This window comes from Methylocystis echinoides, assembly GCF_040687965.1.
GTDB classification, from domain to species: Bacteria; Pseudomonadota; Alphaproteobacteria; order Rhizobiales; family Beijerinckiaceae; genus Methylocystis; species Methylocystis echinoides_A.
Genome location: NZ_CP156084.1, coordinates 283,509 through 296,617 on the forward strand (window position 1 = coordinate 283,509; position 13,109 = coordinate 296,617).

Sequence of the window (13,109 nt, forward strand, 5' to 3'; positions counted from 1 at the left end):
GACCGTTCAGCCCGACGATCAGCCGGCCCGATCGATGTGGTTACAGGATGACGCCAATCGCTTCCGTATTGGCCCGTTCGAATGTCTTTCAGAATTTCTGCAGATACTTCGTCGCCTGTCCGGTCTTTGGATTGACGTAGATGTGGACCGTGGGCAGCCGCAGTTTCACCAGGCCGGTCTGTTGCTGGTAGCGCATCGTGTCCAGCATCGTCTGCGCCGTTGCGTCGGTGAAATGCTCGGGCTTGGGAGCGCCCGCGTGGAACTTCAACTCCTTCGTCGCGGCGCCGCCAAAGGCAGGATCGTCGCCATGGAGAACGAAGTCCGGCCCAGCATTGGCCGAGTCCCCGTAGCGAGCCCATTCGGGGTGCGTGTTGGCGCCGGCCGCTCTGTGGCCCTCCGTGCCCGCGAGCCTCGGATCGTGCGACGTCACCAGCTCCTGGCGAAAGGCGTTCGCTCCCCGCTGCTCGGCCTGCGTCAACTGCGCGGGCGCCTTCGTCACTTCTTCCAGACTCTGACTGCGCCACCACCCCGAGCGCGTGAAGCGTTTGAAGATATCGAGTTGACCGCGCTTGCTGAGCGAAGAGAAAGCCTTCTGCCCGACAGCCATGAACACGTCGAGGAAAGTGAAGACGAGGTTGACCCCGGCTACCGCCGCCTGACCCGCCTCGCTGGCGTTTTCCTTCGAGCCCATGCCGAAGCTCAGGCCCCCGCTGTTCACTTCGTCGCCCGTCTTGCCGAAAAGGGAAAGGATGCTCTCGAGAAAGGGGGGATTCTGGGTCTCGGCGAGCATCAGCCCGTAATCCATCTCGGTTTTCGGCGGCTGCCCGTCCTTCCGGTCGCCATGGCCGCCGGCCTGCGCCGTGCTGCTCCCGCCGTCCTTGACGACCCCCGCGCCACCGGGCGCGTGAGCGCCGCCGGGCGTCGGCGCATCCCCGCCAGGCGTCGGAGAACCGCCGCCCGGCGCGGGCGTCCCGCCGGGTGTGGGCGCGCCACCGGGATTTCCCCCTGGCGCCCCGCCGGGGGCCCCCGCTTTGCGGGGCTTTTTTGGGGCGGCTCCGGGATGTTCTCGCCGCCACTCTTTCTCGACCTGCTCCTGGGTCAGCTGGTTCTTCCGGCGTGCGTTCTGCGCCATCAAGCTTTCCAGTGACTGCCCTGCATGGCCGTCAGGGTCGCGCATCGTAATGGGGTTGCCGCGGCAATATTCGTAGAGGTTCGTCCCATCCACGAACCCCGCGGGATCGCACGCCATCCACCTCCCCAGCCACGGCGCGTAGTAGCGCGCGCCGTGATAGGCGAACCCGGTCTCGCCATCCCGCTCCTTGCCGGTGAAACGGTAGCGCTTCGGCGCCTCGAGTTGCGCCCGGACGCCCTGATAGGCGGTCGAGCCATACGGGTGGTATTCCTCGTAGGACAGGATCGCGCCGGTCTCGTCGAGTTCCAGCGCCGACGATCCGAGATGGTCGTCGTAGCAATGCCGCCAGAGCCGCGCCGGCCCTCCCCTGCCCCGGGTGCGGGTTTCGATATCGAGAAAGGCCTTCTGCCCGTCCGCAACCCGCAAGGTCTCTCGCTCGCGCTTCAGATTGCCGGCGGCGTCGACCTCGCGGCAGATTTCGAAGCCGTCGAGATAGAGCCACTCCTCGTGACCGGCGGCGGCGCCGCCTGCGCCTACGCGGGTGATCCGCTTGCGCATGCGCTGGCCGGCGCCGTCGTACTGGTAGTCGGCGCGGCCGCCGCCGCCCAGGTCGACGGAGGCGAGCCGGTCGGCCTCGTCCCACACCATGTCGGCCAGCCGATCGGTCCGGGTCACGTTGCCGTGCGCATCATAGGCGAAGGTCTGACGTTCGCCCGCGATCTCGACGTTGCTCACCCGGTTCGAGACGCCGGCGCCGAGCAGGCTGGCCTCCGCATAGGCGTAGTCCCGCGTCCAGGAACCGCCGTCGGCGACGTGGCGGACCTGCTTCAGATTGCCGACGGGGTCATACACGTAAGACTCGACATAGGCGCGCATCGCGGCGCCGTCGGCCGGGTGCTCGGCGCGGCGCTCCGCGTCGTCCCAGGTGGGCGGCGCCGCCCCACCCTGGCCGCGATGCTCCCGGCCGCGGGCTTCGATCAGCCGCGAGAGCGGATCGTAGAGGTAGCGCCTTTCCGCCCGGCAGACCTGATTGCGGAAGAACACGGGCTGCTGCGCAGTATCTGCGATCTCGGTGACATTGCCGACGGCGTCGTAGACGTAGCCGAGGTTCTGCACGCCCTCTGGGGCGTCCCCCGGAAAGCCGCTTCCCCGCAGCGTCCGGATGGCGTTCAGGCGCTGGTCGACGGGATCGAAGTCGTAGTAGGTCTCCACGCCGTTGCCATGGGCCACGCGCGTGCGGCGGCCCTTTGCATCGTGCTCGACCGCCCGCACGGCGCGGCGGGTCGCAGAGGCGGGGTCCAGCAGGCCGTCGGGCGCCACCGGCAGGTCCAGCCACACGTCCACGACGGCCACGCGCCCGGCCCTGTCGTAAACCGGACGGATCGCGCTCGCCAGAGCCCCGCCTCTGTCGGACAGCGGCGTCATGGTCTGGACGGGACGGCCGAGCGCGTCCGTCCACACGCGGCTGGTGAAGGTTTCCGGCGAAAGCGCCGGCGCGGCGCTCCAGTCGGGTCGCCCTTGCGGATCGGCCACGAAGCGCCGGCTGGCGCGACGTGCGGCGCCCGTGAAGTCATAGGCCTCGACGGTCGCGACCCCTGCGCCGTCGAAGGTCTGGAACACGCGGCCGCGATGGTTTAAGGCGCTCCCCTGCCCCTCGCCGTAAACGACCTTGCCCCGCAGGCGAACGCCCGCCGCGTCCTCTACGATGTCCTCCGTAGGCCGCCGCGCCGCGTCGTGGCGATGGCGGGAGACATGGCCTCGAGAGTCCCTGGCCCAGACGGGCCTGCCATCCACCGCCTGCAGTGAAACGCGCAGTCCCGCCTCCATGCTGTGCGCCCGGACCGGCCGGCCCAGCATGTCGTGGAGCGAACGGGCGCAGACGCGCCCCAGCGCGTCCACCACGGCGGCGGCCTGGCCGCGGTCGTCATAGAGTGTCCCCGTGACGCAGAGTTGGCCGCCGCCGTCCGCAACCACGAGCGCCGGACGGCCGAGCGCATCCACATAGGTGCGTGCTGGCGTCTCGGCATGAATGGCGGCGGCCGCGGCCGCGCGCTTGCCGGCTTCGCCCTTCAGCCCGTCGGCGCGCTGCTTCGACCACGCGACGGGCCGATCCTGGATCGGCAGTCGCGCGACATGCGGCCCGAGATCGGGGTCGGCCGCGTGATCGACGATCAGCGACGTGTCGTTTGCGTCCCACACCGTGCTGGTCCACGGCGTGAAGCGGGTTTTCTCGATGGATCCGTCGGGGTGCAGGGCTCCCACCGCCCGTGACAGCGGGTCATAGAACGTGATCGTGCTGACGCCGACTTGCAGGTCGGGCTCGAAATCCGGCGAGGCGGAGAAGAACGGCTCGAAGGTCCGGATGGCGTTGCCCTTGTCGTCGTGGACGGTCCAGCCGGTGACGGCCCAGCGGACGGGCGCCGTCGCACCGTTCGGCGACAGGGGGCCGGCGTCGACCAGCGTCTTGGTCTGCAAGGGCCGTCCTCCGCCATCCAGGTAGGACAGCGACACGCCGATGCGCGTCTGTTCGCCGGGGGTGAGATCGGAGGCGTGCGTCTCGCGCCTCAGCGCCACCGCGACGCAGGGCCGTCCCGTGCGGGAGAACCGTGTCGAATCCGCGATCGTGCGCGTTGTGGCGGCGCCCAGCGCGGCGGCAGCCGCCTGCGGACCGCGGACGGGATCGGCAAGCGCATCCAGGAGGGCCTCGACATCCACCGTGGCCAGCATGGCGTCGGCGTCGGGCGCCTCGTCTCCCTCGGGCGCGGCGGCCTTGCCGGCCAGCGACGCCGCCGTGACCGAGCCCAATGGATCGAACGCCGCGAAGCTGCGGTTGAGGTTGGGATCGGTGACGACCCGGGGCAGTAACGTGCGCCGGTCGTGCTCGGCCGTCGTCACATTGCCGACCCGGTCCTCGCCAACGGCCGGCAGAAGGTCCAGAGCGTAGTCGACATGCGCTGCCCCGCCGAAGGGGTCGCGGAAGGTGCGGGGCAGGAAGAAGTGGGCCGTCGCCTCGGCCAGTTCCGCCTGGGCCCGGGCCACCCGCTCGACCGCGCCTGCGGCCTCGGACGGATCCGGCCCCCCTTTCACGAAGAAGGTGCGCCCGCTCGGACACCACAGGCCGCCATCCTGATCGAGATCGCGGTAGCCTGCCTCGGCGAGGACGGCGGCATCCGGCCCCTGCGCCCCGAAGCACGCGGCGCGCAGCGCCGGGGTGAACGCCTGCTGGAGACTTTCGTAGACCAGTCCGCGCGGCTCCAGGATGGCGAAGGGCAGCGGACCGGCGAGGTCGTCCCGTCGGTACAGCGTGCGGGACCGCGTGACGAGCAGGCGTCCGCACGGAGACGCGAGGGGATCGAGCCTCTCGACGTCACGCGCCTGCGCCACGAGCGCGTGCGCCTGTTCGAGGCGCAGCGGCCAGGGTGACTGCAGCGCCGTCCCGGCCAGCGCATAGCCGCGCGTTTCCGCCACGGCGGGCAGGCGCCGCGAGTCCGGCGCGTCGACGTCGTTGGTGAGGTCGACGCACTGCAACGTCGCGTGGGTGCGGGTCACCGCTTGCGCAGCCTCCCCCGGGAAGGGCGGCGCCGGCCCGCCATGGGCGACCAGGAGCGATGCGACCGGCTGCCCCTGGGGGCCGCGCCGCAGGACGAAGCTCTGGCTGACGCGTGGCGCGCCGAGGCTGCGTTCGAGCGTGACCGACAGGCTCTCGCGCGCCAGCGCCTGGACGATGGCGGGCCGGCCCGTCCGGCCAGGCTGGCGCGCCTCCGCCTCGTAGCCATGAACGGCGATCGAATACGGGGTGGGCTCGGAACCGGACGAGCCGGGATCATCCGCAATCTCCTCGCGCAGGAGCATGCCCTTCAGCGCACGACAGGCGTCGCGATGGTCGGCCGGCGACAGGGCGGCGGGGATGCGTGCGTCCGGCACGCTCAGCCGCTGGGCCAGATCGCGCTTGGGCCCCGGCCCGGCGGCGGCGCCGAAGAATTCGGACGCGTAGAGCCCGGATTGCCCGCCGTCGGGCGATGCGCGGCCCGTATGGTACCAGCGGCGCGTCCGCACCGGCGGCTTTCGATACGCCTCCTCCGCATTGGCCGCCGAAGCGAGCGGCGCGCCGAAGCTCTCGGCGTCGAACTGCTCGACGAAGCCGAAGCCCCGGAACTCGCGCTCGCGCCCGTCGTAATGGCCGTGGTGATAGGCGTAGCGGGACACGTAACGGCGGCCGGATGTCCTGTCATGCGTCTCGATGCGCTCGACCACCTGTACCGGAAAGGGCAGCCGCATCGCCCAGGGGCGGCCCGCAAGCCTGTCGCGGAGAGCGAAGACCGTCGACGGCGCATAGAACAGCCGCGTCACGGACCCGAGACCGTTGTCGACCTCCGTCAGCAGATAGGGCTTGCGACCGCCCGCCAGGGGGAGATAACGCACCGGCGCGCTGTCTTGGGCCGGATCGCGGCTCGACCAGACGAGACAGGACGTGCCGTTGCCCAGAAGGTCGAAGGCCTCCACGCGCGACAGGGCGTCGAGCGGCGGCGGCTTCGTCCACAGGCGCGGCGGGGCGAAGGCTGTTCCCGTGCAATTGACGTGCACCGACCAGGCCGTCTCGCCGAGATAGACGATGTCGGCCACGCCGGAGCCGTCGACGTCGGCAAGCCGGACGCGGGCGGGATTGAACGGGCCGTCATCGTCGAGGCTTGGCGCGTTTTCCATCGTCACGCGCTCGCCGAAACGGCCATAGCCGAGATTGGGCCAGTAATGGACGGAACGCGCCTCCACCCGCACGATGTCGGTGAGGCCGTCGCCGGTCATGTCGGCCAGGAAGACCGAGCCCGTCAGGTCACGCAGGGCCTCTCGGGGGCCGGCGTCGTCCCCGTCCGCGAGCCGCCTCCAGGCGAGGTCGCCGTAGCCCTCCCCGCCCAGTGACGGCGCCCAGGCGAGACGCTCGTCCTCGACCAATGCGACATCCGGCCGTCCGTCGCCGGTGAGGTCGAGCACATGCAGGTCGGGGCTCGCCCAATCGATCTGGGGCAGCATTGCAAAGGCGCGGTACGGCTCCCAGCCGCCGTCCTCGCGCCGCGGCCAGTAGCCCGGGTCGGGGCCTGTCGTCCGGACCCCGTCAACCAGCCCGTCGCCGTCGATGTCGTCGAGCCGCAGGCCGTCCCGGCGTGCGCCCGACGGATGCTCGGCGACTTGCGCTGCGCCGCCGAGCCGGGCCGCGGGGGCGCCCGCCTCGGCGGTGGCGAGGGGCGAAAGGTTCGCTTTGAACAGCCAAACCGCCTCGGTCTCCACCAGCGCGCCGGCCGCGCCGTCGCCCTCGAGGTCGACCCACGCGACATCGTCGGCCGTGAAGCCGGCTGGCAACTCGGCGAGTCCGGCGGCGTCGGGCGTCAGGAGGGCAGGCTCGAGCGGCTCCGAAAGGCCCTGATACGCGAAGCGCGCCGGCGGTCCGCTTTGCGAGCTGGCTACGCCGCCAGAGGTCGCCGCATGGCCGGTCGCGACGACCTCGACGAGCCGCGACGCCACCGGGTTGCGATCATATGAAAAGGCGAGCGTGCGCGTCAGGACGGCGTCGGCCTCGCGCCCTGCAGGCAGGCGGTGGAACATCAGCGCGCGCTCGCACAGGGCCGAGGTGCGGATCTCGAAGCCGGCGCGGCGGCTCGAGAAGGCGTCCGGCCGCACGGTCGGGGCGCCTGTCGGCTCCCGGCCCGGCATCGGTCCGGGGTGGTCGCCATAGTCGAACACGAGCTCGAACAGAAACCGCTCGTCTCCATCACGCCCCTTCGGCGCCGAGACTCCGTAGCGGACGCGCTTGGGCAGACGCTGCGGATTGACAAAGCCGGGCCGGTCCGCCCCGGCGTCCCGCACATAGTCGATCAGCGTGCGCCCGCCGTTCGGCATGAGGACCTCATCCGCCAGCCAGCGGAACACGCGCGTCGCGTCGCCAGGGCCGGCGTCGATGCGCGTGTCAGGCCTCGTCCCGAACAAGGTCACAACGTTGTCGGTAGAGATGCTGCGCCAGTGCACAACGCCGTCCGGCGCCGTCCAGCGCTCGATGCGTGCAAAGGAGCCCTCGATCCGCGGCGCATAGCGGCGAACCTGGAACCCGTCGCGCACCGTATCGGCGCCGTCTATCGCCACGAGGTCTTCGCGTCCCGCGAAGACGAACACGTCGCTGTCGAGACGATCGTCGTAACGGGGCAGGCCGCGGTCGGTTCTGCGCGAGATCTCCGGCAGGTCGAGCCGCCATCCCAACCCAAACGGACCCGCCCCGGCGCCGCTGTCATAAGACACGGCAAGGGCCGGCGTTTCCCCGGGGCGTCCCGGGGACAACGGAAGCGGAATGCTGAAGCTGGTGGCTCCGGTCGCGGCGTTGACCTGAATCTTTTCGCCGAGCGGCCGGATTGCTCCCCCGCCCTTCGGAAGTCCGATCTGCGGCGCGGCGTCGATGGCGGCCGCCGGGCGATCCCTTCGGGCGTCCGCTGCGGTTGAGCCGACGCGTCCGTCCTCCGACGGTGCGGCGCGGTCGCCGAAGTTTTGACGGTCGCCCAGCGCCATGGCCTACCTCGCGTCGAGACCGGCAGGATTTAAAAATAAACTTGATATATCCGTCGTTGAGCGACCAACCGAGCCTTGCTCACGATTTCTCCAAGGTAGTCTCGGCAAGAGCTGACGGTCAATAATGCAGGGGGTTGCAAATTCTTTGGCGCACCTCCTTCCGAAAGCGCTGGCGCGCCCTCCTTGCCCAGAGCCGAGGGCGAAGACGCTGAGTTGATTTCTTGCAGCACGCCGGGGAGTTAAGCGATCACTGGAGACCGCTATCTCGAGCGACCGACGACATGCGCGCCGCCCCCCACGCCAGGTTTGCGCTTAGGCCGTGCAATCTCTAGTTTACACGCGACGCGCGTATCGGCGACGGCGCGCAGACAGGGGTTGGGGGGAGACAGATGCGAATCTCGACGATCTTTTTGGCGTGTAGCGCTCTTTGCGCGCAGCAGGCTGCTCTGGCAAATCCGGAGATAAATCCAACCGTTCTCGCCCCGGCGGCGCGACAAGCTTTGCCGAAGAGCCGCGTCACTCGAATTCCCCCACAGGCCTACCCACGATTGAAGCGCGCGAGACCGGCTCCTCCCCAACCCATCGTCAAGAACCCGGAGGAGACGCTGTTCGACTGGCCCTGGAACTGACGGCGGCCGCGACCGCAGGCGAGGTCGGAAATCTCTCCGCGTCGCTCGCTTCCGCCGCGGAGAGATTGAACCGATCAGAATTTGAACCGCACGCCGCCCTGGAACAGGCGCGGATTGCCGGCGTAGATCGAGCCGGTCGCGTTCTGCGCGAGCGTTGTGTAGCCGGCCTGAACGATTTGCCCGTTCACGAGGCCGACCTGGTTCTGGATATTATTGGCCGAGGCGACCCAGTTCCGGTCGAAGATGTTGCGCACCTCGAAATAGGCTGAAAAACGCTTCAGCCAGAGCAAATCCACGTCCCTGTCGAAATGGACATTGGCGCTGACGAGGCCATAGCCGGGGATCGTCAGGACGTTGCCATTATCGATGAAATAGGAGCTCTGATAGGTGTATTCGACGAAAGCGCCGAGCCCCCTGAGATCGCCGAACGGCAGGTCATAGGAGAGACGCCCCGTCGCCGTATGCGGCGCGACGCCGGGGATCTTGTAGCCCGCACGGTCGAAATAGCCCGTCCGCGCCGCAGTGCCGAGCTGCTCGACGAACTCGGTGAAGATCTGGTTGTTGTAGGTGTAGTTCGCCATGACGCGGACGCCGTCATAGGGCCGCCAGTCGAGAAGCGTCTCGACGCCGCGGTGCACGGAGCCTGGCGCATTGAAAGTGTAATTCAAAAGGCCCGCGCCCGGCGACTGGGTGAGCTGTTCGTTCTGATACCACTCGTAGAAGCCCGTGAGGCTGAAGAGCAGCGTGTCATAGGGCTTCCAGTCGAAGCCGATATCGAAGCCCGTGTTGCGCTGGGTCTTCAAATCGACATTGGCGCCCGGCTGGCCACGCTGATTGACAAAGAGCTGGCCGGGATTGGGCGTGCCATAGCCGCTCGACGCGCGGAAATGCGTCAGCAGGTCGGGCAGCACGCGCCATGTCACCGAGGCCTCGGGGCCGAAATTCCAGTAGGTCTTGTTGACCGGTATGCCCTGCCAGCTGGCGATCTGTCCGATCCGCGCACCCGTCTGGAAATAGGAGTACTGGTCCTGCAGCGCGGCGATCTTGGTCATTTCGGCGGCGAGGCCGAGCACCATGGTGACGTCCTTGGAAAGCGCCACCTCCTCGCGGCCGCGCCCGCCCAAATTCTGCATCATGGCGTTTTGCTGCGCCTGAAGCGCGCCGGTCGCGCCATTGCCGATTCCGAGCGTGTTGTTGGTGTAGCTCGTGTAGCGGGTGCGGTTGAAATAGAGGCCCGCAAAGTGCCGCGCCTCGTAGCCGAGCAGCGACCCGACCTTTGTCACATCCGTCGTGGCGTTGACCGCCGGCTCGTCCTGCAGGGCCGCCGTGGCGCCCGTCGGCTGGATGATGTTCTTGTCGTCGTAGATGACCTGCGTGCGCCACTTCGTATTGACGTCGAAATCATGTTCCCAGCGCAAGCCGATAATGTCGCGCCGATCGTTGCGGTTGAACCCCGCGAGCCAGGCCGTCGTTCGGAAATTGAGCTGGTTGCTCCGGGCGTTGCGGCCGTCGATCGGAACCACCGCGGTGGCGCAAAGATTGGTGAAGGCTGTTTGGGCGACGCCCGACTGCGGCGAGAGATAGCAGCCGTATTGATAAGGATTGAGATAATACTGATTGAGCGACAGCCGGCCCGAGAGATCGCTGTAGAGCTGATTGTGGATGAATTTGAAGGTCAGCAGGTCGTTTGGGGTCACCTGCCAGCGCGCGGTGGCGTTCACGGTCTGCGTGTCGCCGCGCGTGTGAAAGGTGAAGCCCTGCTGGCGCACGTCGCTGGCGAAGACGGCGATGTCGAAATTGTCCTGCTTCTTGCCAATGGCGACGAAGTTATTGAGATAGCCGAAGGAGCCGGTTTCCACGCCATAATCGACGCCGTCGATCTCCGCGCCGGTGCGCGTGCGGAAATTGATGGCGCCGCCATTGGCGAAATTTCCGAACAGGGCCGAGGACGGGCCGCGATAGACGTCCACGCCGGCGTAAGCGTGGGGATCGGTCAGATCGGTGCGCGACAAGCCGTCCGGCTGGGTCACCGAGAAGCCATCCTCCAGCATGACGATGTTGCGCACGCCAAAGCCGTTGCGCGCCGACGAGCCGCGAATCGAGATGACGATGTCGCGCAGACCGTTGCCTTGTTTGAACGAGACGCCGGGGCTGTATTGCAGCATCTCGCGGACGGTCACGAGCGGCATGGTCTCGAAATCCTTGCCGCGCACCGTCGTGAAGGTCTGGCCCGTCGGCTGACGGTAGACCGGCATGCTGAGCTTTTCGGGGCTGAAACCGGGCGCCGCGGCGAGATCGGGATTGGGCGAGGTGACGAGAGAGCCGGCCGGCGTCGTCACGCGCGGGCCGGCGGTGCGCGCGGCCGCGGCGGTGCTGCGCCGGGCGCCGCTCCGCGCGCCGCCGACGTCGATCGTCGGAAGCGATTGCTGCGCCACGGCGGAAGTAGCGACAAGGAGGGCGAGCGCGTGGACGGAGGCCGCGCCCAGCAAATGATGACGAGACATGCGCTTGGCTTTCTGGCATGCCCACGCGCGCCTGTCGGCGTCGGGCGCAGAAGGGTTCTGCACGCCGCCGCAGGAACGCGGAGCGAAGGACGATCTTGTGCGGCCGCAGCCGCGTGTTTGTGGCTAAGAAGACGCGCGCCGGTCGCGTCGAGACGCGTCAGGCGTCAGGCGCTGACGGAATCGGCCGGGGGACCGCGGGCGAACCGGGCCTGCGCAAGGCGCGGTGTGACGCCGCCGGCGTCGCCCGGGATAGGGGCCGCGACGCGGTAGGCGCGCGGCGCCATCGGCGCGGGCGCAAATTCCGTGAGCGAGACGCCCGGCGGTCCAGCGCAGAGGCAGCAGGACTCGCAATGCTGATGACGCCGCTGATGGCGGCTGTCCGCCCCCTCGCCAGCTTGCCCGGCCATTTCGGCGCAATGCGCCTTGAGCGCGAGTTCGCCCGGCATGGCGCGCGCGACGCCGACCCCGCCCGCGATGGTCTGTATGACCAGCGCAAACGCCAGAAGCAGCGCGCGAAGCGAAGACGGACGCATAAGCTATTCCAAATGATGCCTTGCGGACAATTGACCAGCTTGCGGCGCACGCGCAAGCACATCTGACGAGTCAAAAGTCAAAATCCGGCGCTGTGCCTTATATGTCACATTTGGCTTGCTCCCGTCGCTCATTTGGCGGGCGCCGCGCCGTGAGAAAGGCGTTCCCCTTTCGCCAGGAGCGTTCTAAGATTCCCGTCATGTATATCGCCATCACCAACGACATACAGGTCACGGCTCTGCCGGACTTCCTGCCGGACCGCTCCGACCCCGATCAGGGACGCTATTTCTGGTCCTATACGATCGAGATCGCGAATCTCGGCCGCACTCGCGTGCAGCTTCTGTCGCGGCACTGGATCATCATCGACGCGAACGGCCGGCGCGAGGAAGTGCGCGGCCCGGGCGTTATCGGCGAACAGCCGGTGCTGGAGCCGGGCGAGACCTTTCGTTACGCCTCCGGCTGTCCGCTGACGACGCCATCCGGGCTGATGCAGGGCAGCTATCGCATGGTGACCGATTCGGGCGAGGCCTTCGACGTCGAAATTCCCGCCTTTTCGCTCGACAGTCCCCTGTCCAACCCGACGTTGAACTGATGGACGCCCTCGACCGCGCGATCGACATGACGGCGCGACTGGTGGCTTTCGACACAGAAAGCGCCAAGTCCAATCTGCCGCTCATCGACTTCGTCGAATCCTATCTGCGCGAACACGGCGTGCCCTTCGTGCGCGCGCCCAACGCCGCTGGCGACAAGGCGGCGATTTTCGCCACCATCGGGCCGATGGGGCCCGGCGGCGTGGTTCTCTCCGGCCATACCGACGTCGTCCCCGTCGAGGGCCAGGACTGGAGTTCCGACCCCTTCACCCTGCGCCTGGACGGCGGCCGCCTCTACGGGCGCGGCGCGGTGGACATGAAAGGCTTCGGCGCCGTCGCGCTGGCGATGATTCCGGAATTCAAGAGGGCGGCGCTCGCGCGCCCGATCCACATTCTGCTGAGCTACGACGAAGAGACGACCTGCCTCGGCCCGCTCGACGTGATCGCCCGGCTCGGCGTCGACTTGCCCCGGCCCAACGCCGTCATCGTCGGCGAGCCGACCTCCATGCAGGTCGCCGACGCGCATAAAAGCGTCACCACCCATCTGACGCGCGTCAGGGGCTTCGAGATTCACTCCGCCAATCTGCACCGCGGCGTCAGCGCCGTGCATATCGCCTGCCGGCTGGTCGGCGAACTGGAGCGGATCGCCGATGAATTGCGCGCCGCGGGCGACCCCTCCGGGCGCTTCGATCCGCCCTATTCCACGATCCACGTCGGCGTCATCAAGGGTGGCACGGCGCGAAACATCGTCGCCAAGGATTGCCATTTCGAATGGGAGTTCCGCGGCCTGCCGAACGCGGATCCCATGTTCGCGCACGACCGGCTGGCGGCCTTCGCCGCAGAGCTCGGCAAGACGGCGTTCGCCAATTTCCCGCAGTGCGGGATCGACATCGACACGCTGGTGAAAGTGCCGGGCCTCGCGCCGGAGCCGGGATCGAGCGCCGAAACGCTGGCTTTGCGGCTGGCCCGGCGCAACAGCACCATCGCCGTGCCCTACGCCACCGAGGCCGGACATTTCCAGGAGGCGGGCGCGCCGACCGTCGTTTGCGGCCCCGGCCGCATCGATCAGGCGCACCAGCCCGACGAATATGTCGAGGTTTCACAACTCGCCGCCTGCGTCGAGTTCATGCGCGCGCTGGCGCGAGAGCTGGAGGCCTGACGGCCTCCCTCCCGG

5 protein-coding genes are annotated in these 13,109 nt (G+C 68.2%); 2 read left to right on the plus strand and 3 right to left on the minus strand.

The window, feature by feature from the left end; all coding sequences use genetic code 11:
* Window positions 1-88: 88 nt before the first annotated feature.
* From RVU70_RS01385 to RVU70_RS01395, 3 genes are all read right to left on the minus strand, one after another.
* Window positions 89-7,681 (minus strand): SpvB/TcaC N-terminal domain-containing protein, encoded by a 7,593-nt coding sequence (locus RVU70_RS01385; protein WP_363349311.1) that lies wholly within the window; start codon window positions 7,679-7,681, stop codon window positions 89-91.
* A gap of 703 nt (window positions 7,682-8,384) precedes the next feature.
* The gene (locus RVU70_RS01390; RefSeq protein ID WP_363349312.1) at window positions 8,385-10,814 is read right to left on the minus strand and encodes a TonB-dependent receptor domain-containing protein; all 2,430 of its coding nucleotides are present in this window, start codon (window positions 10,812-10,814) and stop codon (window positions 8,385-8,387) included.
* Between the two features lie 164 nt (window positions 10,815-10,978).
* On the minus strand, window positions 10,979-11,347 hold the full coding sequence (locus RVU70_RS01395) for a hypothetical protein (RefSeq protein WP_363349313.1): 369 nt from the start codon (window positions 11,345-11,347) through the stop codon (window positions 10,979-10,981).
* A gap of 197 nt (window positions 11,348-11,544) precedes the next feature.
* Between RVU70_RS01395 and apaG the strand changes: the two genes are divergently transcribed.
* A complete protein-coding gene (gene apaG / locus RVU70_RS01400; RefSeq protein WP_363351169.1) occupies window positions 11,545-11,937 on the plus strand; it encodes a Co2+/Mg2+ efflux protein ApaG in 393 nt (130 codons plus the stop codon).
* Window positions 11,937-13,094, plus strand: coding sequence for an acetylornithine deacetylase (gene argE, locus RVU70_RS01405; RefSeq protein ID WP_363349314.1), 1,158 nt, complete (start codon window positions 11,937-11,939; stop codon window positions 13,092-13,094). Before apaG ends, argE begins: the two co-directional genes overlap by 1 nt.
* The last annotated feature ends 15 nt before the right edge of the window (window positions 13,095-13,109 follow it).